The 24118-nt window shown below is 65.2% G+C and carries 25 protein-coding genes; 15 read left to right on the top strand and 10 right to left on the bottom strand.

Translation table 11 applies throughout. The features are described from left to right. Positions 1–48: 48 nt before the first annotated feature. The 5 genes from ACX40Y_RS08830 to rplS are packed head-to-tail and all read left to right on the top strand — an operon-like array spanning position 49 to position 2231. Entirely contained in the window at positions 49–408 is a 360-nt protein-coding gene (locus ACX40Y_RS08830) for a PIN domain-containing protein (protein WP_459119175.1), read from the top strand. A gap of 55 nt (positions 409–463) precedes the next feature. Next, entirely contained in the window at positions 464–736 is a 273-nt protein-coding gene (locus tag ACX40Y_RS08825) for an AbrB/MazE/SpoVT family DNA-binding domain-containing protein (protein WP_459119251.1), read from the top strand. Then, a complete protein-coding gene (locus ACX40Y_RS08820) occupies positions 729–1112 on the top strand; it encodes a PIN domain-containing protein (protein WP_459119174.1) in 384 nt (127 codons plus the stop codon). Before ACX40Y_RS08825 ends, ACX40Y_RS08820 begins: the two co-directional genes overlap by 8 nt. Next, positions 1109–1843: a tRNA (guanosine(37)-N1)-methyltransferase TrmD gene (gene trmD / locus ACX40Y_RS08815; protein WP_459119173.1), complete on the top strand. Its 735-nt coding sequence runs from the start codon at positions 1109–1111 to the stop codon at positions 1841–1843. The genes ACX40Y_RS08820 and trmD overlap by 4 nt, the downstream gene beginning before the upstream one ends. 1 nt (position 1844) lies before the next feature. Beyond that, positions 1845–2231, top strand: a complete 387-nt coding sequence (gene rplS / locus ACX40Y_RS08810; RefSeq protein WP_459119250.1) for a 50S ribosomal protein L19 — start codon at positions 1845–1847, stop codon at positions 2229–2231. Positions 2232–2390: 159 nt separating this feature from the next. Here rplS and ACX40Y_RS08805 read toward each other — a convergent pair whose 3' ends face one another. Continuing rightward, the gene (locus ACX40Y_RS08805; protein WP_459119172.1) at positions 2391–2690 is read right to left on the bottom strand and encodes a hypothetical protein; all 300 of its coding nucleotides are present in this window, start codon (positions 2688–2690) and stop codon (positions 2391–2393) included. Between the two features lie 427 nt (positions 2691–3117). Between ACX40Y_RS08805 and ACX40Y_RS08800 the strand changes: the two genes are divergently transcribed. Then, positions 3118–3519 carry a GAF domain-containing protein gene (locus ACX40Y_RS08800; protein WP_459119171.1) on the top strand — a complete coding sequence of 134 codons (402 nt, stop codon included), beginning with the start codon at positions 3118–3120 and terminating at the stop codon, positions 3517–3519. A 35-nt stretch (positions 3520–3554) separates the two neighbouring features. Here the strand turns inward: ACX40Y_RS08800 and ACX40Y_RS08795 are convergent, their stop codons facing one another. Further along, positions 3555–3848, bottom strand: a complete 294-nt coding sequence (locus ACX40Y_RS08795; RefSeq protein WP_459119170.1) for a hypothetical protein — start codon at positions 3846–3848, stop codon at positions 3555–3557. A gap of 398 nt (positions 3849–4246) precedes the next feature. On the opposite strand from ACX40Y_RS08795, the gene ACX40Y_RS08790 reads away from it, so the two are divergent. The 3 genes from ACX40Y_RS08790 to ACX40Y_RS08780 all read left to right on the top strand — a co-directional run bounded on the left by ACX40Y_RS08790 (position 4247) and on the right by ACX40Y_RS08780 (position 9865). Further along, entirely contained in the window at positions 4247–6484 is a 2238-nt protein-coding gene (locus tag ACX40Y_RS08790) for a S9 family peptidase (RefSeq protein WP_459119169.1), read from the top strand. A 139-nt stretch (positions 6485–6623) separates the two neighbouring features. After that, positions 6624–8486: a methyl-accepting chemotaxis protein gene (locus ACX40Y_RS08785; protein WP_459119168.1), complete on the top strand. Its 1863-nt coding sequence runs from the start codon at positions 6624–6626 to the stop codon at positions 8484–8486. 353 nt (positions 8487–8839) lie between these two features. Continuing rightward, positions 8840–9865, top strand: coding sequence for an aspartate-semialdehyde dehydrogenase (locus tag ACX40Y_RS08780; protein WP_459119167.1), 1026 nt, complete (start codon positions 8840–8842; stop codon positions 9863–9865). Between the two features lie 45 nt (positions 9866–9910). Here the strand turns inward: ACX40Y_RS08780 and ACX40Y_RS08775 are convergent, their stop codons facing one another. From ACX40Y_RS08775 to ACX40Y_RS08760, 4 genes are all read right to left on the bottom strand, one after another. Continuing rightward, positions 9911–11767 (bottom strand): methyl-accepting chemotaxis protein, encoded by a 1857-nt coding sequence (locus tag ACX40Y_RS08775; protein ID WP_459119166.1) that lies wholly within the window; start codon positions 11765–11767, stop codon positions 9911–9913. 121 nt (positions 11768–11888) lie between these two features. Then, positions 11889–13493 (bottom strand): DHA2 family efflux MFS transporter permease subunit, encoded by a 1605-nt coding sequence (locus ACX40Y_RS08770; RefSeq protein WP_459119165.1) that lies wholly within the window; start codon positions 13491–13493, stop codon positions 11889–11891. Between the two features lie 2 nt (positions 13494–13495). Then, positions 13496–14593, bottom strand: coding sequence for an HlyD family secretion protein (locus ACX40Y_RS08765; protein ID WP_459119164.1), 1098 nt, complete (start codon positions 14591–14593; stop codon positions 13496–13498). Next, positions 14586–15038, bottom strand: coding sequence for a MarR family winged helix-turn-helix transcriptional regulator (locus ACX40Y_RS08760; RefSeq protein ID WP_459119163.1), 453 nt, complete (start codon positions 15036–15038; stop codon positions 14586–14588). The genes ACX40Y_RS08765 and ACX40Y_RS08760 overlap by 8 nt, the downstream gene beginning before the upstream one ends. Before the next feature lie 167 nt (positions 15039–15205). Here ACX40Y_RS08760 and ACX40Y_RS08755 point away from each other — a divergent pair, with 167 nt between their 5' ends. From ACX40Y_RS08755 to ACX40Y_RS08740, 4 genes are read left to right on the top strand one after another with little or no spacing between them, the layout of a single operon-like run. Beyond that, positions 15206–15649 carry a GFA family protein gene (locus ACX40Y_RS08755; protein ID WP_459119162.1) on the top strand — a complete coding sequence of 148 codons (444 nt, stop codon included), beginning with the start codon at positions 15206–15208 and terminating at the stop codon, positions 15647–15649. Then, positions 15630–16391 carry an alpha/beta fold hydrolase gene (locus ACX40Y_RS08750; protein WP_459119161.1) on the top strand — a complete coding sequence of 254 codons (762 nt, stop codon included), beginning with the start codon at positions 15630–15632 and terminating at the stop codon, positions 16389–16391. Before ACX40Y_RS08755 ends, ACX40Y_RS08750 begins: the two co-directional genes overlap by 20 nt. 57 nt (positions 16392–16448) lie before the next feature. Next, on the top strand, positions 16449–18269 hold the full coding sequence (locus tag ACX40Y_RS08745; RefSeq protein ID WP_459119160.1) for a M2 family metallopeptidase: 1821 nt from the start codon (positions 16449–16451) through the stop codon (positions 18267–18269). Then, a complete protein-coding gene (locus ACX40Y_RS08740; RefSeq protein ID WP_459119159.1) occupies positions 18263–19024 on the top strand; it encodes an SIMPL domain-containing protein in 762 nt (253 codons plus the stop codon). The genes ACX40Y_RS08745 and ACX40Y_RS08740 overlap by 7 nt, the downstream gene beginning before the upstream one ends. Positions 19025–19066: 42 nt before the next feature. Here the strand turns inward: ACX40Y_RS08740 and ACX40Y_RS08735 are convergent, their stop codons facing one another. The 4 genes from ACX40Y_RS08735 to ACX40Y_RS08720 form a co-directional block, all read right to left on the bottom strand. Then, positions 19067–19210, bottom strand: coding sequence for a hypothetical protein (locus tag ACX40Y_RS08735; RefSeq protein ID WP_459119158.1), 144 nt, complete (start codon positions 19208–19210; stop codon positions 19067–19069). A 53-nt stretch (positions 19211–19263) separates the two neighbouring features. Next, positions 19264–20700, bottom strand: coding sequence for an AMP nucleosidase (locus ACX40Y_RS08730; RefSeq protein WP_459119157.1), 1437 nt, complete (start codon positions 20698–20700; stop codon positions 19264–19266). A 102-nt stretch (positions 20701–20802) separates the two neighbouring features. Next, positions 20803–21048, bottom strand: coding sequence for a hypothetical protein (locus ACX40Y_RS08725; RefSeq protein WP_459119156.1), 246 nt, complete (start codon positions 21046–21048; stop codon positions 20803–20805). 80 nt (positions 21049–21128) lie between these two features. Next, positions 21129–21611, bottom strand: a complete 483-nt coding sequence (locus ACX40Y_RS08720; protein WP_459119155.1) for a redoxin family protein — start codon at positions 21609–21611, stop codon at positions 21129–21131. A 122-nt stretch (positions 21612–21733) separates the two neighbouring features. Between ACX40Y_RS08720 and ACX40Y_RS08715 the strand changes: the two genes are divergently transcribed. Both ACX40Y_RS08715 and ahcY read left to right on the top strand, forming a co-directional pair. Next, entirely contained in the window at positions 21734–22294 is a 561-nt protein-coding gene (locus ACX40Y_RS08715) for a YqgE/AlgH family protein (protein WP_459119249.1), read from the top strand. A 173-nt stretch (positions 22295–22467) separates the two neighbouring features. Continuing rightward, the gene (gene ahcY, locus ACX40Y_RS08710; RefSeq protein WP_459119154.1) at positions 22468–23919 is read left to right on the top strand and encodes an adenosylhomocysteinase; all 1452 of its coding nucleotides are present in this window, start codon (positions 22468–22470) and stop codon (positions 23917–23919) included. Positions 23920–24118: the final 199 nt, after the last annotated feature.

Here is a 24118-nt window from a genome sequence, read left to right as displayed (position 1 = left end):
AGCGCGCGGGGAGGGGACAGGTTCCCGCGCGCGGTGCTAGGGGGCGGCATGGCCGTGCCCGATTATCTGCTCGATACGTGCGTCTGCATCCGCCTGTTGCGCGGCGATGGCGGGCCGATTGCGCGCCGGCTGGCGGCGGCGCGGCCGGGGACGATCGCGATGTCGGCGATCAGCCATGCCGAACTCGCCGAAGGCGGGGCAGCGGCGGTGGCGGCGTTGATCGCGCAGGTGCCGGTACTGCCGTTCGACAGCGCGGCGGCGATGGCCTATCCCGCCGCGCGCGCCGCGCGGGGGCGCCACGACCGGCTGATCGCTGCGCACACGCTGGCGCTCGGCGCCACGCTCGTCACGCGCAACGGCCGCGATTTTCGGGCGGTGCCGGGGCTGCGGATCGAGGACTGGTTCTGATCGCGTTGCCTTTCTGCGCGAATGTATATACATGCTGTATATACGGAGGCGGCTTATGGGCGAGGAATATCGCGCCAGGATCTTCAAATCGGGCAATTCGCTGGCGCTGCGCCTGCCCAAGGCGCTGGGACTGAAGGAAGGCGCCGAAGTGGTGCTGCGCGAGGAGCGGCGCGGCTTTTCGGTCGAGCCGGTGGACAGCGAGGCGACGATCGACCTCACCGGCGTCGCGGGCGCGCTGCCTTGGCTGAAGCCGATCAGCCCCGAGGATCGCGAGATCGAAGAGCGCGAACTCGATTGGGAAGGACGCAAGCTGCGGCGCGATGGCTGAACCCCGCTTTCTTCTCGACACCAACATATGCATCTACGTCCTCAACGACGCGCAAGGGCGGGCGGCGCGCGCGGTAGAGGCGCAGGCACAGGGTTCGGTCGTCAGCTCCACCATCGTGATGGCGGAGGTGTTGCGCGGTGTGCCGGAGGGCAATAGCGCGGGGCGGATCGTGGTCGATCGGTTCTTCCGTCTCGTGCCCGCGCTGCCGTTCGACGCGGCTGCTGCGGAGGTCTATGCCCGGCTGCCGTTCCGGCGGGCGCGACTGGACCGGCTGATCGCGGCGCAGGCGCTGGCGGCCGGGCTGACGCTGATTACCAACAACGAACGGGATTTCGCCGACATCCCGGACCTCAACTTCGAGAACTGGACGCTGTGACCTTCGCTGCCACCGTTTTGACGCTCTATCCCGAGATGTTTCCGGGGCCGCTCGGCATCTCGCTGGCGGGGCGCGGGCTGCGTGAGGGGCTGTGGTCGCTGGAGACGGTGCAGATCCGCGACTTTGCGAGCGACAGGCACCGCACGGTGGATGACACGCCCGCCGGCGGCGGCGCGGGCATGGTGCTGCGCGCCGATGTGCTTGGCGCGGCGATCGACAGCGTCGCACGGGGCGACCGGCCGCTGATCGCGATGACGCCGCGCGGACGGCCGCTCACCCAGGCGCGGGTGCGCGCGCTGGCGGACGGGCCGGGCCTGGTGGTGCTGTGCGGCCGGTTCGAGGGGTTTGACGAGCGGATATTCGAGGCGCGCGGCATCGAAGAGGTGTCGATCGGCGACTATATTCTGTCTGGCGGCGAGATGGGGGCGCTGACGCTGCTCGATGCTTGCATTCGGCTGGTTCCCGGCGTAATGGGCGCGGCTTCAAGCGGCATGGACGAGAGCTTCGAAACGGGGCTGCTCGAATATCCGCAATATACCCGACCTGTCGAATGGGAAGGGCGCACGATCCCCGAAGTGCTGCGATCGGGGGATCATGCGAGGATCGACGCCTGGCGACGAGCCCAGGCGGAGACCGATACACGGCTAAGGAGGCCGGATCTTTGGGAGCGTCATGAGGGCGCTCGGGTCCAGTCTCCCTCTGGCGCGCGGCGAAAACATGGGACTGACTGAGATGAACATCATCCAGACGCTCGAAGCCGAGCAGATTGCCAAGTTCAACGAAGCGAAGAAGATCCCCGAATTCCGGCCCGGCGACACGCTGCGCGTCGGCGTGAAGGTGGTCGAAGGCGAGCGCACCCGCGTCCAGAATTTCGAAGGCGTGTGCATCGCGCGTTCGAACAAGGGCATGGGTTCGAACTTCACCGTTCGCAAGATTTCGTTCGGCGAGGGCGTTGAGCGCGTCTTCCCGCTCTATTCGCCCAACGTCGAGTCGATCGACGTGGTTCGTCGCGGCGTCGTGCGTCGCGCGAAGCTGTATTACCTGCGGGGTCGTACCGGCAAGTCGGCGCGTATCGCCGAGCGCCGCGATCCGCGCGCAGGTGCGCAGGCGGCCGAATAAGCCACCGCAATCGCGGTCACGCGCGGGCGCGCAGGTCCTGGGGCCTGCGCGCCCGTTTTCGTTTCTGCGCAAGACGATCGGCGGGGGTGGCGCGTTGCCCATGAAAAAGACCGCCGACGCAGCGCGCCAGCGGTCCGATCGATGTCGCGGCGAATGCGCTCAGGCGGCGATACGCTCGATCGTCTGGAACAGCGCCCGGCCGCGCGCGGTAAGCGCGGCATCGTGCACGACAGGGCCTGCGGTACCGATCACCAGCGCCTCGTAAGCAAGGAGTCCGCGATCGCACAGCGACTGCACGGCTTCGATAAAGGCGTGGTGGCGATCGAGCGCCTGGCCGATGCCCAGCGCGCTTGCGCGGAGCGTCGCGCTGCCCGGCCAGGCCGCTGTGAGCGCGCGGACGATGGATCCGACGCAGGCGGGATCGAGCGAGGCCAACATATCGAATCCATCCCTGGCCATCGGCAATCCCTCCTCCATGCCGTCGCGATCGATCGGCAACCACCAACGCAACGGGATCAGTCGCAGCGGCGGCGCCGCAACAGCACCGGTTGGTCCCTGCGCGGCCCCGAGTCGGCGATCAACATCCCTGAGCCCAAGGTTCGACGAATCGAAACGCCGTTAACCAAGTGCAGTTCCCCGCTTATCGTTACGCAGGCGCCACGCCTAGCGGTGAGAGGATCGACTCCGAAATTAACCAGTTGATAACTTCGTGTCGTGGCGACGATCAGCGAAGATCGTAGGCGCCGGTGCATGTTCGTCTTCCCAGGAGAGGGCCTCCGTTCGCGCCCTGCTTCCTTGTGTAATTTCCGATGGGTACAAATCCTTAATCGTTGGAAACCAATTGCCGCTCTAAAAGCATGACATCGTTTCCACAGGGGTGTGCGTAATGTCTGGTCAGTTCGTTGGTAGCGTAGATTGGTTCCGCTCGGACAAGCAGGGTGCCGGTGATCGCGGACAGCGCATGGGCATGCTCGCGCAGACCGCAGTGACGATGCTGGGCGGCGATGTGGCGGTAATCGATTCGGAGATCGCGACGGCGCTCGCGACGACCGAGCGCGAGACACTTGCCTCGCCGGCGCAACTCGCCAATCCCCTCACGGCATTGCAGCACGGCTTTCATGCGCAGATTTCGGTGCCGGTTCGCCTGAACGGCAATCGCGTCGGGACGATTGCGGTGCTGAGCCGCAGCCCGCGCAACTTCGATACGGCCGATATCCTGGCGCTGCGTCACATCGCGGCGCGCATTTCCGAAACGGAAGCGGATAGGCCGGTGCCCGCCATTCACTGATCCCCCCGACTGACCGCGGGCGGAAATGCCCGCGGTCAGTTCGCGCCCTTGCGACGCGCGGCAAGCGCCTCGCGACCGCGGGCGGTCAAGGCGGCATCAATCACCAGCGCGCCGTCGGCGTCGACGACCAGCGCTTCATAGGTGAGGAACCCGTCGTCGCTGAGCGACTGGACGATCTTGAGAAATTCACGCGTCGAATCGTGATCATCGGCAAGCCCGATGCTGGCGGGCGTGAGCGCGGTTACCGATGGCCAGCGATCCTGAAGCAGCCTTGTGGCTGATTCGACCGGCGCGATCGTACCCGTATCAAACTGGCCGTGCGAAGACATGCGGCCGCTACTCCCATCTCAACCAAGTGCGCGCCCCGCTTTCCGCCTGTTATCATGGATTAAGACATAGATAATTTTCGTTAACAAATGGTTAACGGCGCGTCCATTCCGGCATATTACAATCGGTGCGGAATAATGTTCCCGAAAGACCGGCAAGATTAACTTGCATATCGTTATAGCAACTACCTGTTCCATCGAACGGTTGCGCGAATGAAACGGACTGGTAATGCGTGAACAGTAAAAATATTGGATATTCTGTCGATTAAGCATAGTTCGTAAGATTTCTGGCGCAGATGTCGCATCGCGCCGGGCGCGGTCCGCCCCTTTACGCCGCCGATGCTGCCCGCGATAACCCCGTCATCAAACGATGCCCATCGGGGATGATGAATGAGGTTCGAATGCGTGCATGGAAGCTGGGGCTGGGATTGGTCGGTCTGATGTCTGCCGTGACGACGAATCAGGCGCAGGCGCAGGAACCGGCAGGCGCGCCGGCGCTGACGCTGGAACGGATCTTCGCGAGCCCCTCGATCGACGGACCGTCGCCGCGATCGACCGCGCTGTCGCCCGACGGCAAGCTGGTGACGCTGCTGCGCAACCGCGACGATGAGCGCGACCGCTATGACCTGTGGGCGATGGATACCGCGACCGGCAAGTGGCGGATGCTGGTCGATTCGAAGCGGCTCGGCTCGGGCGCCGAATTGTCCGAGGCGGAGAAGATGCAGCGCGAGCGCGCCCGCATCGGCGGCACCAAAGGCATCGTCCGCTATGACTGGGCGCCCGACGGCAAATCGATCCTCGTCCCGCTGGAAGGCGAACTGTTCCGGGTCGGCATCGACGGCGAGATCAAGAAGCTTTCGGCGGCAGCCGGGCCGAAGCTCAACCCGACGCTGAGCCCCGGCGGCCGTTACGCAAGCTATGTCCAGGGGCAGAACCTGTTCGTGCTCGACCTGTCGAGCGGCCGGCCGATGCAGGTGACCGAAGATGGCGCCGGCACCGTCCATTGGGGCGAGGCCGAATTCGTTGCGCAGGAGGAAATGGGCCGGAGCACCGGCTATTGGTGGTCGCCCGACGATCGTCACATCGCGGTCGAACGCTTTGACGAGGCGCCGGTGGGCATCGTCACGCGCGCGGCGATCGGCGCGGACGGGACGAGCATCTACCAGCAGCGCTATCCGAAGGCGGGAACGTCGAACGTGCTCGTCGAGCTTTATGTCGTCGATCCGGTGAGTGGCAGGCGAACCAAGGTCGATCTCGGCACCGATTCCGACATCTATCTGGCGCGGGTGAACTGGGCGGCCGACGGCAAGACGCTGTATGTCCAGCGCCAGAATCGCGAGCAGACCCGGCTGGATCTGCTCGCGGTCGATCCGGCGACCGGGGCATCGCAGCTGCTGTTCAGCGAAAGCGCGGCGCCGAAGAGCTGGATCAACCTGTCCAACGCGTTCCGGCCGCTGAGCGACGGGAGCCTGATCTGGTGGTCCGAGCGCGATGGCCACGGCCATCTCTATCGCTGGGCGAAGGGCGGCTGGACGCAACTGACCAAAGGCGACTGGGAAGTGACCCCGGACGCGGTGAGCGTGGATGAGAAGAGCGGGCGCCTCTATTTCCAGGGCAACAAGGACGACCCGCTGGAGCGGCATCTCTATTGGATCGATTACCGCAAGCCAGGCACCGCGACGCGGATCACCGAGCGCGGATGGTGGAACGGCGCCAGCATGGACGCGGGCGCCACCCGCGCGATCGTCAATCGGTCGAACACCGATCAGCCCCGCCAGATGTATCTGGCCGACCGCGACGGCAAGCGGATCGCCTGGGTGATGGAGAATGCGGTCGGCGATGCGGATCATCCCTATCACCCCTATCTGACGAGCCACCGCGAGCGGCGGTTCGGCACGATCAAGGCGGAGGACGGCACCGAGCTGCACTGGGAGATGATCACGCCGCCGCTGGAGCCGGGCAAACGCTATCCGGTGTTCTTCCAGCATTATGGCGGACCGCATGTGCAGACGGTAAGCCGGGCCTGGGGCGGCGCGCTGCAGCAATATCTGGTCGATCAGGGCTATATCTGGTTCCAGATCGACAATCGCGGCTCGGCCAATCGCGGCGTCGCGTTCGAAAGCGCGATCTGGCACGCGATGGGCACCGTCGAGGTGGCCGATCAGCTGGCGGGCGCGGCCTATCTAAAGACGCTGCCCTTCGTCGATCCGAAGCGGATCGCCACCTATGGCTGGTCCTATGGCGGCTATATGACGCTGAAGATGCTGGAGGCGGCGCCGGGCACCTTTGCCGCCGGGGTATCGGGCGCGCCGGTGACCAAATGGGATTTGTACGACACCCATTATACCGAGCGCTACATGGGCGATCCGCGCGTGGTGTCGGAAGCCTATGCCCGTTCGGGCACGATCGCCGATGCGGCCAAGATCGGCGACAAGTTGCTGATGATCCACGGCATGTCCGACGACAATGTCGTGCTGGACAACAGCACCGCGATGTTTGCGACGCTGCAGCAGAACGACGTGCCGTTCGAGATGATGCTCTATCCGGGGCAGACGCACCGCGTTGACGGGCCGGGCATCAGCGAGCATCTGTGGCGCACGATCCTCGATTTCCTCGATCGTAGCTTGGAAGACAAATAGCGAGACTTGTGTTCGAGTCGGGGATTGTAAAGGCGCATACGTATATTTTCCGGGGTCACGATGCCCTCCGGCCTCCACGCGGTCTCTATAAGACACGAAAAGCGTAGCATTAGCTGCGCCTTCTTAGGAGTCCACCCGGATGAAGTTCTTCGTCAACATGAAGATTCAGTTCAAGATTCTGGCGATGCTGGGTCTTCTGGGCGTGGCGACGTTGAGCATGGGCTGGTATGGCGGGCGCGTTTCCAGCTCGATCGACGACAGCTACTCCATCCTTGTCGACACGCGGATGCCCGATACGTCCAAGCTCGTGAGAACCAATCGGTACGTCAACACGATGATGTACGACGGCTATCGGGTGATGGCGTATGACGGCCGTTCGGCAGAGGCAAAGCGTTCTGCGGCCGATGAAGTGGATGCCTATGAAAAGGCGCTGAAGAACATCGACGAGGTTGTGAAGGCGGAGCCCGAGACTGCCGCTGCGCTGGCGCCGCTTCGCGCGCTTGTCGAAGCGGTCCACGCCAAGGTCGAGCCCGCGATCGCGGCGGGGTTGCGGAACGAGAACGATACGGCCAAGGCATTGCTCGCCGAGGCGGACAAGCAAGCCGATACGTTCTCCCGCGAAATGCGTGACTTCAATGACAAGCGCATGGCGGATGCGACTGCGCTGTCCGACAGTCTTTCGGCGACGGCCGCGACGGCGAGCTTCATGCTGCCGATCATCGCCGTGATCGTCATCATGGTCTGCATGGCGCTGGCCGTTTTCCTGACGCGCAAGCAGATCAGCAACCCGCTCACCCGGCTGCAGGATACAATGCGGAGCCTGGCGGGAGGCGATCACGCGGTGCCGGTGGAAGGCACCGAGCGCGGCGATGAAGTGGGCGGCATGGCGAAATCCGTGCTGGTCTTCAAGGAAGCCGCGATCGCCCAGGCCGCGGCGGCGGAAGCGAAACAGCGGAACGAGGCGGCGCAGAAGCTGGTGGTCGATACGCTGGAGGGCCAGCTTGCCAAGCTCGCCGATGGCGACCTGACGGCCACGATCGAGGTGCACTTCACCGAAGAATATGAAGGGTTGAAGCGCAACTACAACGCCGCCGTGAGCGCGCTGCGCGAGCTGATCGCGGCGGTGATGGAAAGCGCCGAGACCATCTCGACTGGCTCGGCCGAAATCGCCCAGGCCAGCGAGGACCTGGCCCGGCGCACCGAAGGCGCCGCCGCCAGCCTGGAGGAAACCTCGGCTGCCGTCAGCCAGATGGACCAGCGGATCAAGGCCACCGCCGCGGCGTCGACCAAGACGGTGGAACGCGCGACCGGTGCGATCGGCGTCGTCGCGTCGGGCCGCAGCGTTGCCGACGAGGCGATGCAGGCGATGACCCGCGTTTCGGAAAGCGCAAAGGGCATCGACAATGTGATCGAGGGGCTGGACAAGATCGCCTTCCAGACGCGGGTTCTGGCGATGAACGCCGCCGTCGAGGCCGGCCGCGCCGGCGAGGCGGGGCGCGGCTTCGCGGTGGTCGCCGATCTCGTCTCGGCGCTGGCGATGCGCGCCGAAGAGGAAGCCGGCCGCGCCCGCGACCAGCTGACCGCAACCCAGACCGACATCAATGCGGCGGTGGATATGGTGCAGCGCGTGGACAGCGCGCTCGGCGCGATCGTCGGCGACGTGAACGAGGTGCACAAGCTGCTGGAAACGATGGCGACCGACAACCAGGTGCAGGCATCGGCGGTCACCCAGGTCGCCACCGCCGTCAACAGCATCGACCAGACGACGCAGCAGAATGCCGCCATGGTGGAAGAAACGTCGGCGGCAGCGCGCAACCTTTCCTCCGAAGTCGCCTCGCTTTCCGAGCGGGCGCTGCGGTTCAACGCGGGCGACCGCGGCAGTCGGAAGCCGGTGCGGTCGCGGGTCCATGCGATGCCGGTGCAATCAACACCGGCGCATGCGGCCAGCGTCTCGACCGTGCGGCAGACCGGCGCGGATGTGGAGGAATGGGCGAGCTTCTGATCGCCGGAACCTCATAGCGGAAGATGCGTTGAACCATCGCCCGTCTCGCCGGATCGGTGGGGCGGGCATTTCATGTGAGAAGCTGCCCCCGGCAATGCCAGGAGGGGGGCGCTGGCGTGCATGATTTTTTCGTGAAAGGGGCTCGCCACGCAGCTTTGTTTCTGCTAGCGGCCACCGCGATGCTTCGAAAACGCGCCATCACCATGCGAATTACCCCGCGCCCGTAATCCGGGCGCGATAGCTGCGCTTGTGCAGCGAAGCAGCGGAATGCAGGTGCATTCCACCTTTCTCACCCCTTAAAGAGCATCCACGCGCCGCGCCGCCGGCGCTCGGAGGAAGAAGAGGTATAATTCATGGGCTACCGTGTCGTCGTCGCAGGCGCCACCGGCAATGTCGGTCGCGAAATGCTGAACATCCTGGCCGAGCGGGAATTCCCGATCGACGAACTCGCCGTGTTGGCATCGTCGCGCTCGACCGGCGACATGGTCGATTTCGGCGAGACCGGGAAACAGTATCGCGTCCAGAATATCGAGCATTTCGATCCCACCGGCTGGGACATGGCGCTGTTCGCGATCGGCTCCGAGGGCAGCAAGACCTATGCGCCGAAGTTCGCTGCCGCTGGCTGCACGGTGATCGACAACGCCTCGCTCTACCGCATGGACCCGGACGTGCCGCTGATCGTGCCCGAAGTGAACCCGGAGGCGATCGACGGCTATAAGGCCCGCAACATCATCGCCAACCCGAACTGCTCGACCGCGCAGATGGTGGTGGCGCTCAAGCCGCTGCACGATGCCGCGAAGATCAAGCGCGTCGTCGTCGCGACCTATCAGTCGGTCTCGGGCGCCGGCAAGGCGGGCATGGACGAGCTGTTCGAGCAGAGCCGCGCGATCTTCGTCGGCGACCAGGCCGAGCCGAAGAAGTTCACCAAGCAGATCGCGTTCAACGTGATCCCGCATATCGACAGCTTCCTCGAAGACGGGTCGACCAAGGAAGAGTGGAAGATGGTCGCCGAGACCAAGAAGATCCTCGACCCCAAGGTGAAGGTATCGGCCACCTGCGTGCGCGTGCCGGTGTTCGTCGGCCATTCGGAGGCGATCAACCTGGAGTTCGAGAACGAGCTTTCGGCTGAGGATGCACAGAAAATCCTGCGCGAGGCGCCGGGCGTGATGCTGGTCGATAAGCGCGAGGATGGCGGCTATGTCACGCCGATCGAATGCGTCGGCGAATATGCGACCTATATCAGCCGCGTCCGCGACGATTCGACGGTCGAGAACGGGCTGTCGCTGTGGTGCGTTTCGGACAATCTCCGCAAGGGCGCGGCGCTCAACGCGGTGCAGATCGCCGAGCTGCTCGGCCGCCGTCACCTGCAAAAGGCGTGATCGGGCAGGACGGCCCTCCCGGGATGGAAGGGCCGCCCGCCACGATCAGAAACTCGCCCAGGCCTCCGCGTCGTCGACCGCCGGCGGCGGGGACGGGCGGGTGCCCGCCAGCGGGCTGAAGCTGTGCGGGGCGGGGGCAGTCGCTGACGATTGCGGCCGAGCGCCGTTGCCGCCGATGCGGAAGGTGCTGGCATGGCTGTCGAGCCGCGAGACCTGTTCGCTGAGCTGACGCGCGGCGGCGGACGTCTGCTCGACCATTGCGGCGTTCTGCTGGGTCGACTGGTCCATCGTGCCGATCGCGGTGCTGATCTCGCGGATCGCGCTCGATTGCGCCTGGTTGTCGGTGGCGATGCCGCCGAGCAGCATGTGCACCTCACCCACCGTCTCGACAATCTCGCCGAGCGCGCCGTCGACGCGTTCGACCGCGTCGCGGGCGGCGCCGACTTCGTGCTGGGTTACCGTCAGTTGATCGCGGGCGCGCTTTGCCTCTTCCTCGGCGCGCATCGCCAGTGCCGAGACCAGATCGGCGACGACCGCGAAGCCGCGGCCGGCCTCGCCCGCACGGCCGGCCTCGACCGCGGCGTTCATCGCGAGCACGCGAGTCTGGAAGGCGATCTTGTCCAGCCCTTCGATCACGCTGTCGATCCCCTTGGCGCTTTCGGAGACGCGGACCATCGCCTGTACGGCCTCGTCGGCGGTCGAGCGGCCGGTGCCGACCACGCCGATCGCCTGATCGGCCCGTTCGACGGTTCGGTTGGCGGCGGCGGCGGTGGCATCGGTGCGCTGGTTGATCTGGGTGATCGCGGCGGCGGTCTGTTCGAGGCTGGCGGCGTTGCTTTCGGTGCGGCGGGCGAGATCGTCCGACGCGCTGGCGATTTCCGATGAGCCGCTGCGGATTGCCGCAGTGCTTTCGAGGACGGTGCCGATCAGCGCGCGAAGGCTGGCGAGTGCGGTGTTGAAATGGCCGGCGAGGCGCGAATATTCCTGCGGAAAGTCGCTGCCGACATCGACCGACAGATCGCCCTGCGACACCCGTTCTAGCGCGCTGCCGAGCACGGCCATCGCCTTTTCGCGATGCACCTCGGCCTCGCGATTGCTGACCTCCACCTGTTGCTTGGCGATTTCGGCGGTGCGGAAGCGATGCAGCGCTTCGGCCATCGTGCCGATCTCGTCGGTGCCGCGATGTTCGGGAATGGTGACGTTGACATTGCCCGTCGCGAGCGTGCGCATCGCATCGGTCATCTGGATGAGCGGGCGGAACATTGCGCGCGCGAGGACGAAACAGGCGGCGGCGACCAGCCCCGTGACCAGCAACCCGCCGATCGCCAGCGACCAGCGGACGCCGCTGATCGCGCCCAGCACCTCGCTTTTCGGAATGCCGACATAGAGCACGCCGATCACCTTGCCCTGGGCATCCTTGATCGGATCATAGGCGGTGAAGAAGGGCTTGCCGAGAATATCGGCGCTGCCGCGATAAGGCATGCCCTTGCCGAGCACGGCGTCATAGGCGGCGTTGCGTGCGAGCGGCGTGCCGACCGCGCGGCTGCCACGGGGCTTCATCACGTTGGTGGCGACGCGAATGTCCTCGCGAAACACCGTCGCGGTGCCGCCGACGAGATGCTTGACCTCGTCCACCGGCTCGTTCCAGCCGTTGATCAGGTGATCGCCGACATAGAGCTTGTCGCCCTCCAGCCGGAAGGTGTCGCCATAGCTGCGCAGCACGCGCCAGGCGACGCGCATGTTCACTTCCTGCCGCTCGGCCGCGACGCGCTCGGCATCGTTGGCGACGACGTGGTTGCTGATCGCAAAGGTGGCGATCGCGAGCAGAAGCAGGCCGGCCACGCTCATGGCGGTCGTCTTCGTCGCGAGCGAGAGGTTGTGGAGCTGTTTCAAGGGCTGCATCCTGAAGCGGCCAAGCGCGCGCCAGCACGCCGGAGGCCAGGTGTCAGCCCATTATAGACACTTAATCGGGACTCCGACGGAATGCGGCGGCGCTGCGGCCGCGAGGGCCCGCCGGCACGGCTCAGTGGCCGGCTGCGGCGGGATCGGGCTTTTCGGCCGGGCCGGTGGGCCGGCGGAGCAGCAGGACGAGCGGCACGCTGATCGCGGTGACGATCGCCATCAGCCAGAAATCGTTGAGATAGGCGATCATCGTCGCCTGGCGCGTCACCTCGGCATTGAGTAGTGCGATGGCGGTATCGGTCGATCCGCCAAGCCCGCCGAGCAGGCCGGTGTTGAGCCCCTCGAGCGTCTGGCTGGTCACATGGGCGCCGATCGATTCGTGGCTTTCCTGCACGCTGCGAGCGAGCACCGCGGTGACGATCGAGATGCCGACCGACGAGCCGATGTTGCGCGTGAGGTTCATCAGGCTCGACCCTTCGGTGCGGAAATGCGGCGGCAGGCCCGCAAAGGCCAGACCCTGAAGCGGCATGAACACGAAACCGAGGCCCAGGCCCTGGATGAAGCCGGTGACGATGAACGGCATCGAGCCCATCTCCAGCGTCCAGGCCGACATGTCCCACAGCGAATAGGCGGCGATGGCGAGGCCGCCGCCGACCAGGATGCGCGGATCGAAGCCGCGCTGGGTGAGCTGCGCCGACACCGCCATCGTCACCATCACGCCGACACCGCGCGGCATCAGCAACACGCCGGTATCGAACACCGAATAGCCGTAGAGCGACTGGAGCATCGGCGGCAACAGCGCCATCGTCGCCATCATCACCAGGCCGATGACGAGCATGAAGAACACCGCCGTCACGAGGTTGCGGTTCTTCCACAGATCACGATCGAACATCGGCTGCTTGCCGGTGATCAGATGGACGCCGAACATCCAGAAACCGATCAGTGCGAGCAGCAGTTCGATCCATATCTCGGTCGAGCCGAACCAGTCCTGATTCTGGCCGCGATCGAGCATCAGCTGGAGTCCGATGATGCCGATCGACAACAGGCTGAAGCCGAACACGTCGAACGGCCGCTTGCGGATCGGCCGGCTGGGCAGCAGCCACCACAGGATCGCGAAACAGACGACGCCGACCGGCAGGTTGACGTAGAAGACCCAGCGCCAGTCGAAATTGTCGGTGAGATAGCCGCCGATCAGCGGCCCCATGATCGGGCCGACCATGATGCCCATGCCCCAGACCGACATCGCCTTGGCCTGGCGTTCGGGCGGGTTGATGTCGAGCAGCACCGTCTGGCTGAGCGGATTGAGGAACGCCGCCGACACGCCCTGGAGCAGGCGGAACGCGACCATTTCCTCAAGGCTCTGCGCCGCGCCGCACAGCGCCGACGACACGATGAACCCGATCGTGGACAGCAGGAACAGATTGCGCGAGCCCACCCGGTCGGCGAGCCAGCCGGTGATCGGGATCGCGATCGCCGAGGCGACGATATAGCTGGTGAGCACCCAGGTGACGGTATCCGACGTTGCGCCGAGCGCGGTCTGCATGTGCGGGAGCGCGACGTTGGCGATCGTCGTGTCGAGGATCTGCATGATCGTCGCCATCATGACGCCAACCGTCAGCAGGCCGCGATACCGGACGGGAAGGGCGGCGACACCTTCTTGCGGGCGGGGAGGCCGGGGGCTGGCCTCACCCGCCCGAGGCGCACGGCCGGGGGCTGCCGTCGCCATGATCAGTCACACTTTCCATCGAACTTGACGTCGACATCGGCGGACAGGCCGGCGATCATCTCGCGCGGGCTCTTGTCGTCGATGGCGATGCGGACGGGCACGCGCTGCGTGACCTTCACCCAGTTGCCATTGGCATTCTGTGCCGGAAGCAGCGCGAATTCAGAGCCGGTGCCGGCGCCGAGCGATTCGACATGGCCCTTCAGCCGCAGATCGGGATAGGCGTCGAACGTCACGATCGCGCACTGGCCGACGCGCATCTTGTTGAGATCGGTTTCCTTGAAATTGGCTTCGACCCAGGCCGGCTTGTCGGACACGATCGATACCGCCGAGAGGCCCGTGATCATCTGCTGGCCGACCTGAAGGCTCTTGGTCTGGCTGACGATGCCGCTGATCGGTGCGCGGACGGCGGTGCGCTCGAGATCGAGCTTCGCCTTGTCGAGCTGGACGCGCGCAGCCGCGATCGCCGGGTTCTCGCCGGGAACGGCCGAACCGGTGGCGAGCTTGGCGCGCGCCTCTGCGGCGCTCGACTGGGCGTTGAGCAGCGTGGCCCGGGCCTGCTCCAGGGCATGTTCGGCCGCCTGATAATTGGCGCGCGTCGTGAAGCCGCGCTTCATCAGCGCCGCCTGGCGGTCGAAGTCTTCCTTTGCCTGCTGGATACGGTCGCGCGCGGCCTGGATATCGGCCCCGGTGCCCTGATAGCTCACCTTGTCGGTGGCGAGCTGAACCTGGGCCGCGGCGATGGCGGCATTGGCCTGTTCGACGGCGATGCGATAGGGTTCGGGATCGATGCGGAAGAGGAGGTCGCCGGCGTTGACGTGCTGGTTTTCCTTCACCGCGACCTCGACGATGCGGCCGGCGACGTCGGTCGACACCGACACCTTGTCCTGCTGGACATAGGCATTGTCAGTAGAGACGCTGTGCCCCGAGGTCAGCCAGAAATAGCCGACCACCGCGACGAGCAGCAGCGGCACGCCGAACATGAGCAGCGGACGAAGCCAGGCGCGCCGCCGCGGCCTGGCGGTCGGCTCGGCTGCTGCCGGGGTCTCCGCGGTCATCTCGGGCGCTGTCGGCTTGCGAATCTGGGGGTCTGCGTCAGCCACGGGCGGCCTCTTTGATCTCTTGGGGTTGTGACAGGTTGTTGCGAAGAAGAATGAGCGATTCGATCAGCGTTTCACGCTGGGCGGCGTCGAGGCCGCTCAGCATGTCCTCGATCATCTCGCCGCCGACGACGCGAAGTTCCTCGATCACCGGCAGCGCACGATCGGTCAGGTGAATGCGCCACATGCGACGATCGGCGGGATCGCGCCGACGCTCGACCAGCCCCGATTCCTCGAGCCGGTCGATCATCCGGCAGCAGGTGATCGGCTCGACTTCGAGCAGTTCGGCAATCTGGCCCTGATTGAGCCCGGGCTGACGGTGCAGAATCTTGAGCACGCGCCATTGCGAGACGCTGGCGCCGCTCGCGTGCGAACGCGCGCGCTCGTCAAAGCGCCGGCGCATCAGGCGAGCGACATCGCTCAACAGGAACCCCAGTCCTTCACTCATGACCGCACAGATAATAAGGGTGCTTATCAAAAACAATCGTCGCGCGATTGCGTAGTGCGCCGGCCCGATTGCATGTAACGAAACATTGCCGGCCCGGTGAACGAAGCGGTGCGGGGTACGTTCCCACCCGGTCTCGCGTCCGTCGCGGCAATGCAGGAGGAGATTGAATGACCGAGGAAGTTGGCGGGGGGTGCCAGTGCGGGCGCATTCGATACCGCGTCAGGATCACCGACGACGATGCCTATCTCTGCCACTGCCGGATGTGCCAGCGCGCGACGGGCGGCGTGTCGATCGCGTTCAAAGGGGTTCGCAAGGCTGATGTGAGCTGGACGCGCGAGCCGGATCTCTACGCATCGTCCCCGATCGCCAATCGCGGCTTTTGTCGTGACTGTGGCACGCCGATCAGCTTCGCCTTTCCGGACAGCGAAACGATGGACCTGACGGTGGGAAGTTTCGACGAGCCCGGCCGGTTCCAGCCCCGCCACCATTATGCGGTTGAAAGCATCCACGAACAGTGGGTCGACACGCGCGCGCTGCCCCGATACCGGACCGAGGACAATTTGAACGTCGTCAAACGATGGATGGACAGCATTGGCCGACTTCCCGACTGAAACGCATCGCTTTCCGAGCTTCGACGGTATCGAGATCGCCTGGACCGAGATGGGCGAGGGACGGCCGGTGGTGCTGATCCACGGCTATTTCTCCAATGCCGAGGTCAACTGGATCAAATACGGCCATGCCGCCAAGCTGGCGGCGCGGGGGCGGCGAGTGATCATGCCGGACCTGCGCGCGCACGGGCACAGCGCCAAGCCGCACGATCCCGCCGCCTATCCGCCCGACGTGCTGATGCGCGATGGCTTTGCGCTGATCGCGCATCTGGGGCTCACCGACTATGATCTGGGCGGCTATTCGCTGGGCGCGCGGACGGTGGTGCGGATGCTGGCCAACGGCGCGACGCCGGAAAAGGTGGTGCTATCGGGCATGGGGCTCGACGGGCTGGTCGCGACCAAGGGGCGGGGCGCCTATTTCCACCGTGTGCTCACCAATCTCGGCAGCTTTCAGCGCGGCAGCTCCGAATGGCTGACCGAGGCGTTCCTGAAGACGACCAAGGGCGATCCGGTCGCGCTGCTGCGCATCCTCGACACGTTCGTGGACACGCCGCGAGACGCGATCGAGGCGATTGCGCAGCCGACGGCGGTGATCTCGGGCGCCGAGGATTATGACAATGGCTCGGCCAAGGAAGTGGCGGATCTGCTGCCCTATGGCCATTTCGTCGAGATCCCCGGCAATCACATGAGCGCCGTCACCCGGCCCGAACTGGGCGACGCGCTGGTCGACTTCCTCGCAGGTTGACGGGGAAAGGGGGGCGCGGCAGGGTCGCGCCATTCTTGATTTCCGGGGAACAACAACATGATCCGTAAAGGCCTTTCGCTCGTGGCGCTTGCCACGGTGCTGGCGACGCCCGTTGCGGCGCAGACCGCCGCGCCCGCCGCGCCGACCGCCGCCGAAGCCCAGGCATTCCTCGATCGTGCGCAGCGCGAGATGACGGCGTTCAACCTGACCGCCAGCCGCGTCGCCTGGATCAACGCGACCTATATCACCGAGGATACCGACGCGCTTTCGGCCGATTACGGCGCCAAGGGCACCGAGATGGCGGTGCGCTATGCGCTGGAGGCGGCGCGGCTGCAAAAGGCGCCGGGGCTGACGGCCGAGCAGAAGCGGCAGCTGACGATGCTGCGCGCCGCGCTGGTGATGCCCGCGCCGACAACGCCAGGTGCGGCGCAGCAGCTGAGCGACATTTCGACCGCGCTCGGCTCTGCCTATGCCAAGGGCAAGGGCACGCGCGGCGGCAAGCCGATCAACGGCAGCGACATCGAAGCCGCGATGGGCAAGAGCCGCGATCCGAACGAACTCAAGGAGATGTGGGTCAGCTGGCACGACAATGTCGGCGCCCCGATGCGCGGCGACTATGCCAAGATGGTCGGCATCGCCAACCAGGGCGCGAAGGAGCTGGGCTTTGCCGATACCGGCGCGCTGTGGCGTTCGGGCTATGACATGCCGTCGGCCGAGTTCGCGGCGATGACCGACAAATTGTGGAGCGAAGTGAAGCCGCTCTATGTCGCGCTTCACACTTATGTTCGCCGCAAGCTCAACGAAAAATATGGCGATGCGGTGCAGCCCAAGACCGGCCCGATCCGCGCCGACCTGCTCGGCAACATGTGGGCGCAGGAATGGGGCAACATCTATGACGTGGTTGCGCCCAAGGGCGCAGGCGACCTGGGCTATGACGTCGGCGATCTGCTGACTACCAAGGGCTATGACTGGAAGAAGATGGTCCAGACCGGCGAGGGTTTCTATTCCTCGCTGGGCTTTGCCGCGTTGCCGGGCACCTTCTGGGAACGATCGATGTTCGTGCAGCCGGCCGACCGCGAGGTGCTGTGCCACGCCTCGGCCTGGGACATCGACGAAAAGGACGATGTGCGCATCAAGATGTGCATCAAGGTGAATTCAGACGATTTCGTCACGATCCACCACGAGCTTGGCCATAATTACTACCAGCGCGCCTATCAGGCGCAGCCCGCGCTGTACCGCAACGGCGCGAACGACGGCTTCCACGAGGCGATCGGCGATTTCATCGCGCTTTCGATCACGCCCGAATATCTGGTGCAGATCGGGCTGCTCGATCGCGGGCAGGTGCCGAGCGCGGACAAGGATATCGGCCTGTTGCTGCGCCAGGCGATGGACAAGGTGGCGTTCCTGCCGTTCGGCCTGCTGGTCGACAAATATCGCTGGCAGGTGTTCGACGGCACGATCCCGGCCAGCCAGTATGAAGCCGGCTGGAACAAGCTGCGCCTCCAATATCAGGGCATCACGCCGCCGGTGGCGCGCGACGAGACCAAGTTCGATGCGGGCGCGAAATATCATGTGGCCGGCAGCGTGCCCTATACGCGCTATTTCCTCGCGCGGCTGCTCCAGTTCCAGTTCTACAAGGCGGCGTGCGATCAGTCGGGCTGGAAGGGTCCGCTGCATCGCTGCAGCTTCTACGGCAACAAGGAAGTGGGCGCGCGGCTGAACAAGATGCTGGAGATGGGCGCTTCCAAGCCCTGGCCCGATGCGCTCGAGACCTTCACCGGCAGCCGCGAGATTTCCGGCAAGGCGATGATGGAGTATTTCGCGCCGCTGAAGAAGTGGCTCGACGAGCAGAACAAGGGCCAGCCGCAGGGATGGTGATCGGCACGCAGTTACTCGCGGCGGTCGTTGCGGCCACGGTCGCGGCGCCCGACCCGGTCCAGGCCGGGCCGGTCGCGGCGCCGGTCGCGGTCGAAATCGTCGGCACCGGCGAGGTCGAGGTGGCGCCGGCCAGTGCCAGCATCGTGATCGGCGTGACCGGCAAGGGGAAGACCCGTGCCGATGCGGCGCGCGCGGTGGCAGCCACGCTGGCGCAGGTGCGCGGCGTGCTGAAGGCGGAGAAAATCCCCGCATCGGCGCTGGCAGAGGCATCGCGCGGCGACTTTGCGCGCGTGCTGGCGACCGAAATCGACAGCCATGCCGGCGATGACGACGAGGCGGGAGACGGAGCGGGCACGCCGGTGGTCGAGCGCGACTATCGGCGGCTGACCGTCTCATCGGTTGCAGCGGCCGAAGCCGTGCGGACGAGGCTGCGTGCGATCGATGTCAGCCTGAGCACGATCGAGACCGCGACCGACGAGGCCGTCGTCGTCGCGGCGACGCGGGCAGCGAAGGCGCGGGCGCTCCGCGCGGCAATGGGCGATGCCGATGTCTATGCCCGCGAAATGGGCATGCGCGTCGGCGGCGTGGTGCGGATCAGCGAGGCCGGCCAGGGGCTGTTGCTGCCGGGGCTCCAGTCGAAGCTGGAGCAGGCGATCGTGCACGGGCCCAAGGCGATGTCGGCGACGTTCCGCAATCCCGACGGCACGACGCGCGTGCAGACCTCGATCATCGTCACGTTCGAACTGGTGAAGTAAGCGAACGCGCTGCACCTCCCGGCGGGGGCGCCGCGCATTCGATTATGCTTCGGGATCCTGATCGGGGATCATGTTCTCGTCGGCGATCTCGGCCTGCCATTCGGCCGAGCTGTCGGTGCCATCGGGCTGATGCGCGCCGCCAGTTTGACGGTCGTCGGTCTCGGGGCGTGTTTCTGGCTCGGGCATGATACTCTCCTGTGCGAGAGAAACGCGCGGCCCCGGCCCCGATATCCCCACGATCAGCGGAATGGCGGTTCGTTGAACGCGCGCAATTTCCGACTGTGCAGCTTCGCGCCCTCGCGGCGCAGTTCTTCGCACGCCTCGATGCCGATCTTGAGATGCTCGGCGATGGCGCGCTCGTAGAAGCGGTTCGCCTGGCCGGGCAGCTTCAGTTCGCCGTGGAGCGGCTTGTCCGACACGCAGAGCAGCGTGCCATAGGGCACGCGGAAGCGGTAGCCCTGGGCCGCGAGCGTCGCCGATTCCATGTCGACGCCCACCGCGCGGCTGAGCGAGAAGCGTAGCGCGGTGGTGGAATAGCGCAGTTCCCAGTTGCGATCGTCGGTGGTGACGATCGTCCCCGTGCGCAGCCGCTGCTTGAGTTCGTCTTCCGACTGGCCCGACACGGTCTCCGCCGCGCGGGCGAGTGCCTGCTGCACTTCGGCAATCGCGGGAATCGGGATCTCTGGCGGCAGCACATCGTCCATGATGTGATCGTCGCGCAGATAAGCGTGCGCAAGGACATAGTCGCCGATCCTCTGGCTGGGGCGCAGGCCGCCGCAATGGCCGATCATCAGCCAGGCTTCGGGCCGGATGACCGCGAGGTGATCGGTGATCGTCTTGGCGTTGGATGGGCCGACGCCGATATTGACCAGGGTGATGCCGGTGCGCCCTTCTGCCATCAGGTGATAGGCCGGCATCTGGTGCCGGCGCCATGCGCCGTCGCTCACAAGCCGGTCGGCATCGGCCGCGTCCTCGATGACGATGCCGCCGGCGCCCGACACGCTGGTGAAGCGGCTTCCCTCGCCAAGCTGGCTGCACGCCCAGCGGACGAATTCGTCGACATAGCGGTGATAGTTGGTGAACAGGATATATTGCTGGAAATGCTCGACCGGCGTGCCGGTATAATGCTTGAGCCGGGCCAGCGAGAAATCGGTGCGCAGCGCGTCGAACAGCGCCAGCGGGCGCGTCTCGTCCATGCTGAGCCACAGGCCGTCGGCGATCTCGTCGCCGATGTGCGACAGCTCGGTCGCCGGGAAATGCCGGCCGAGCTCGGTCGCGGAAACATCGTCGAGGCTGAGGATCTGCGCCGGATCGAGCACATAGGGGAAGGGGATTTCCTGGCGGCCGGTGACCGCATGGACCTCCACCTCATAGTCCTCGATCAGGAAGGTGAGCTGTTCGGTGAGATAATCGGCGAACATCGCCGGGCGCGTGACGGTGATGCGATAGTCACCCGCTTCCACCAGCCGGCCGAACGAGCGGCGCGGGATCGGCCGGTTGAGGCCGCCGCGATAGGTGACGCGCAGTTCGGGATAGGCGAACGACCCGTCGGTGCGCATTTCCGGATCGGGGATGGTGCCATCGGTGATGTAGCGATTGAGCGCTTGCTGAAGCCGATCGACGGAAGCGCGATAGAGGCGATCGAGATCGGCGACGATATCGGAGGCTTTAGTCATCTTCCGCGGCTAAGCGCAGATTGCGACGCTGGCAAGACAAAGCACGCAAAAAGCCCCCATGCGACATGGAGGCTTTTCGTCCGGCATTGATGGCTTGCCGCGTTATTCGGCGTCCGATTCCGTCTTCGAATCGCTGCGCAAATGGGTCGCGGCATAGGCGGCGCCACCGATCGCGGCGGCGGTGCCCGCAGCAATCGCCGCCGCTGCGACCGGATGTTCCTTCACGGCCGCCACGGTTGCTTCGACCGCGCTGCCCACCGCTTCCTGCGCCTGGGCGAGAAACGGCTTGGTTTCTGCCGACTCGCTGTTCGTGGGACCGGCCTCGTTGCCATTCGTCTCGGTTGCCATGTCGCAATATTCCTGAATGAGAGAACCAACCGGCCAAGAACGACCGTTTCGGCCGGCTGGTTCCCTTTATGCAACGAAATTCAGAGCTTGCCGAGCACGTACTCCGCCGAGCTCACCTCGAACTGGCCGGGCGCCTCGACGAAAAGATGTTCGACGACGCCGTCATTGACCACGGCCGCGAAGCGCTGGCCGCGCGTTCCCATGCCATAGGCGCTGCCGTCCATTTCGAGGCCGAGCGCCTTGACCAGATCGCCATTGCCGTCGGCGAGCATCGTTACCTTGCCATCGACGTCATTTGCCTGGCCCCATGCCTTCATCACGAAGAAATCATTGACGGCGGTGCAGGCGATTTCATCGACGCCCTTCGCCTTGATTTCATCCGCCTTGGACACGAAGCCGGGGAGGTGCTTGGCCGAGCAGGTGGGCGTGAACGCGCCGGGCACCGAGAACAGCGCCACGCGCCGTCCGGCGAAATAGCTGGCGGTATCGATCTGGTCGGGGCCGTCGGCGGTCACCCGCACGATCTTGGTATCGGGGATGCGGTCGCCGGTCTTGATAGTCATGCTGATGCTCCTTCGCCTGTCCTGCGGCCCCGCGTCGTTGCGCGGGCCAGCCCCTCCTTCGGGATGGCGTCCGGTATTTTCAAGCGTGGCCCTGCTGGAAAGAGGGCGATATGCTGGCGGGCATGGAGTCGGCGCCCACGCTCACCGGCCAGTTTCTGCTGGCGATGCCCGGAATTGGAGATCCCCGTTTCGAACGGGCCGTGATCGCGATGTGCGCGCACGACGTTGAAGGTGCACTGGGCATCGGCGTCGGCGCGACGATCGAGGGGCTGAGCCTGCACGGCCTGTTGTCGCAGTTCGAGATCGACCCCGGCGAGGCGCCCGATGCCCCGGTGCATTTCGGCGGACCCGTGGAGCCGCAGCGCGGTTTCGTGCTGCATTCGCCCGATTGGGGCGGACAGGACACGATCGATGTGGCCGGGCGCTGGTCGCTTTCCGGCACGGTCGACGTGCTGCGCGCCATCGCCCGTGGGAACGGCCCAAGCCGCTGGCTGGTCGCGCTCGGCTATTCGGGCTGGGCCGAGGGGCAGCTGGAGGGCGAACTCACCCGCCACGGCTGGTTCAACACCACCGCCGACCCCGCGCTGATCTATGACGTCGATGTCTATGAGCGCTGGACCGAGGCGTTCGCGACCGCCGGGATCGATCCCCGCCAGCTGGCCGGCAGCTCCGGCACCGCCTGACCGGCGACACGCAACCGATTTGACCGCTGCGCGCGTCCGCGCGTCGCTGCTCGCTACAATGGCGTCGGTGGGGCGCTGCCGCATCCTGCGCGCCGCATCATATAAAGATATCTTTATATTAACATTGCACCGAAGGCCCAAAGCGGCTAGGGGCGCTGCCATGCGACCGGGGCATGGATTCCCGGTGCGCCATTCATTTGCTTGAACTGGAGAAGCAGCCCGTGGCTAAAAACGACTATGTCATCAAGGACATCGCGCTCGCCGATTTCGGCCGTGCCGAAATCAACATCGCCGAGACCGAGATGCCCGGCCTGATGGCGCTTCGCGAGGAATTCGGCGCGTCGCAGCCGCTGAAGGGCGCGCGGATCACCGGTTCGCTGCACATGACGATCCAGACCGCCGTGCTGATCGAGACGCTGACCGCGCTGGGCGCGCAGGTCCGCTGGGCGACCTGCAACATCTTCTCGACGCAGGACCACGCCGCCGCCGCGATCGCCGCGACCGGCGTGCCGGTGTTCGCGGTGAAGGGCGAGAGCCTGGCCGACTATTGGGACTATGTCGGCGACATCTTCAACTGGGGCGCCGATGGTGACGGCACCACCGCCAACATCATCCTCGACGATGGCGGCGACGCGACCATGTTCGCGCTGTGGGGCGCCAAGATCGAGGCCGGCGCGACGCTGGGCGAGCCGGAAAATGACGAGGAAGTCGAGTTCCAGCGCGCGCTCAAGGCGTTCGTCGCCAAATATCCGGGCTATCTCACCAAGACCGTCCAGAACCTGAAGGGCGTTTCGGAAGAGACCACCACCGGCGTGCACCGCCTGTACGAGATCGCGAAGAAGGGCGAGCTGCCGTTCCCGGCGATCAACGTCAACGACAGCGTCACCAAGTCGAAGTTCGACAACCTCTATGGCTGCAAGGAATCGCTGGTCGACGCGATCCGTCGCGCCACCGACGTGATGCTCGCCGGCAAGGTCGCGTGCGTCGCGGGCTTTGGTGACGTGGGCAAGGGCTCTGCCCAGTCGCTGCGCAACGGCGGCGCGCGCGTGATGGTCACCGAAATCGATCCGATCTGCGCACTGCAGGCGGCGATGGAGGGCTTTGAAGTCGTGACGATGGAAGAGGCGGTGAAGCGCGCCGACATCTTCGTCACCGCCACCGGCAATGCCGATGTGATCACTGCCGATCACATGAAGGCGATGAAGCCGATGTCGATCGTTTGCAACATCGGCCACTTCGACAGCGAGATCCAGATCGCCGCGCTGTCGAACTACAAGTGGACCGAAGTGAAGCCCGGCACCGACCTGGTCGAATTTCCGGACGGCAAGCAGATCATCGTGCTCGCCAAGGGCCGCCTGGTGAACCTGGGCTGCGCCACCGGCCACCCGAGCTTCGTGATGTCGGCCAGCTTCACCAACCAGACGCTGGCGCAGATCGAGCTGTGGACCCGCGGCGAGCATTACAAGAACGAAGTCTATGTGCTGCCGAAGCACCTCGACGAAAAGGTCGCGGCGCTGCACCTTGAGAAGCTGGGCGTGCACCTGTCGAAGCTGAGCGAGAAGCAGGCTTCGTACATCGGCGTGCCGGTGGAAGGTCCGTTCAAGCCGGATCACTATCGCTACTGATCCGACGACTCGGTTTCGGTGAAAGGTCGTCCTCCCCAGGCGGGGAGGGCGGCCTTTTCGCGTTCGCGTCATAAAACTGGAATCAGTTTCCTGATCTGGCCGGCCTGTGTGTTGCTGTCGTGCAACACGCAGATGCGAATGTGATCATTCGGTGACGATCTGTTGCGCGGGAAACCGCAAAGCTGCGACGCGGACAGAT

The sequence above is a fragment of the Sphingomonas sp. RS6 genome (assembly GCF_054489705.1).
This window is presented reverse-complemented; position numbering and strand designations above follow the sequence as displayed.

What these genes read in the sequence shown, in the direction of transcription:
- ACX40Y_RS08830 (WP_459119175.1), top strand. Translation starts at nt 49, where the DNA reads ATGGCCGTGCCCGATTATCTGCTCGATACGTGCGTCTGCATCCGCCTG.
- ACX40Y_RS08825 (WP_459119251.1), top strand. Translation starts at nt 464, where the DNA reads ATGGGCGAGGAATATCGCGCCAGGATCTTCAAATCGGGCAATTCGCTG.
- ACX40Y_RS08820 (WP_459119174.1), top strand. Translation starts at nt 729, where the DNA reads ATGGCTGAACCCCGCTTTCTTCTCGACACCAACATATGCATCTACGTC.
- rplS (WP_459119250.1), top strand. Translation starts at nt 1,845, where the DNA reads ATGAACATCATCCAGACGCTCGAAGCCGAGCAGATTGCCAAGTTCAAC.
- ACX40Y_RS08805 (WP_459119172.1), bottom strand. Translation starts at nt 2,690, where the DNA reads ATGGCCAGGGATGGATTCGATATGTTGGCCTCGCTCGATCCCGCCTGC.
- ACX40Y_RS08800 (WP_459119171.1), top strand. Translation starts at nt 3,118, where the DNA reads ATGTCTGGTCAGTTCGTTGGTAGCGTAGATTGGTTCCGCTCGGACAAG.
- ACX40Y_RS08795 (WP_459119170.1), bottom strand. Translation starts at nt 3,848, where the DNA reads ATGTCTTCGCACGGCCAGTTTGATACGGGTACGATCGCGCCGGTCGAA.
- ACX40Y_RS08790 (WP_459119169.1), top strand. Translation starts at nt 4,247, where the DNA reads ATGCGTGCATGGAAGCTGGGGCTGGGATTGGTCGGTCTGATGTCTGCC.
- ACX40Y_RS08785 (WP_459119168.1), top strand. Translation starts at nt 6,624, where the DNA reads ATGAAGTTCTTCGTCAACATGAAGATTCAGTTCAAGATTCTGGCGATG.
- ACX40Y_RS08780 (WP_459119167.1), top strand. Translation starts at nt 8,840, where the DNA reads ATGGGCTACCGTGTCGTCGTCGCAGGCGCCACCGGCAATGTCGGTCGC.
- ACX40Y_RS08775 (WP_459119166.1), bottom strand. Translation starts at nt 11,767, where the DNA reads ATGCAGCCCTTGAAACAGCTCCACAACCTCTCGCTCGCGACGAAGACG.
- ACX40Y_RS08770 (WP_459119165.1), bottom strand. Translation starts at nt 13,493, where the DNA reads ATGGCGACGGCAGCCCCCGGCCGTGCGCCTCGGGCGGGTGAGGCCAGC.
- ACX40Y_RS08760 (WP_459119163.1), bottom strand. Translation starts at nt 15,038, where the DNA reads ATGAGTGAAGGACTGGGGTTCCTGTTGAGCGATGTCGCTCGCCTGATG.
- ACX40Y_RS08755 (WP_459119162.1), top strand. Translation starts at nt 15,206, where the DNA reads ATGACCGAGGAAGTTGGCGGGGGGTGCCAGTGCGGGCGCATTCGATAC.
- ACX40Y_RS08745 (WP_459119160.1), top strand. Translation starts at nt 16,449, where the DNA reads ATGATCCGTAAAGGCCTTTCGCTCGTGGCGCTTGCCACGGTGCTGGCG.
- ACX40Y_RS08740 (WP_459119159.1), top strand. Translation starts at nt 18,263, where the DNA reads ATGGTGATCGGCACGCAGTTACTCGCGGCGGTCGTTGCGGCCACGGTC.
- ACX40Y_RS08735 (WP_459119158.1), bottom strand. Translation starts at nt 19,210, where the DNA reads ATGCCCGAGCCAGAAACACGCCCCGAGACCGACGACCGTCAAACTGGC.
- ACX40Y_RS08730 (WP_459119157.1), bottom strand. Translation starts at nt 20,700, where the DNA reads ATGACTAAAGCCTCCGATATCGTCGCCGATCTCGATCGCCTCTATCGC.
- ACX40Y_RS08725 (WP_459119156.1), bottom strand. Translation starts at nt 21,048, where the DNA reads ATGGCAACCGAGACGAATGGCAACGAGGCCGGTCCCACGAACAGCGAG.
- ACX40Y_RS08720 (WP_459119155.1), bottom strand. Translation starts at nt 21,611, where the DNA reads ATGACTATCAAGACCGGCGACCGCATCCCCGATACCAAGATCGTGCGG.
- ACX40Y_RS08715 (WP_459119249.1), top strand. Translation starts at nt 21,734, where the DNA reads ATGGAGTCGGCGCCCACGCTCACCGGCCAGTTTCTGCTGGCGATGCCC.
- ahcY (WP_459119154.1), top strand. Translation starts at nt 22,468, where the DNA reads ATGGATTCCCGGTGCGCCATTCATTTGCTTGAACTGGAGAAGCAGCCC.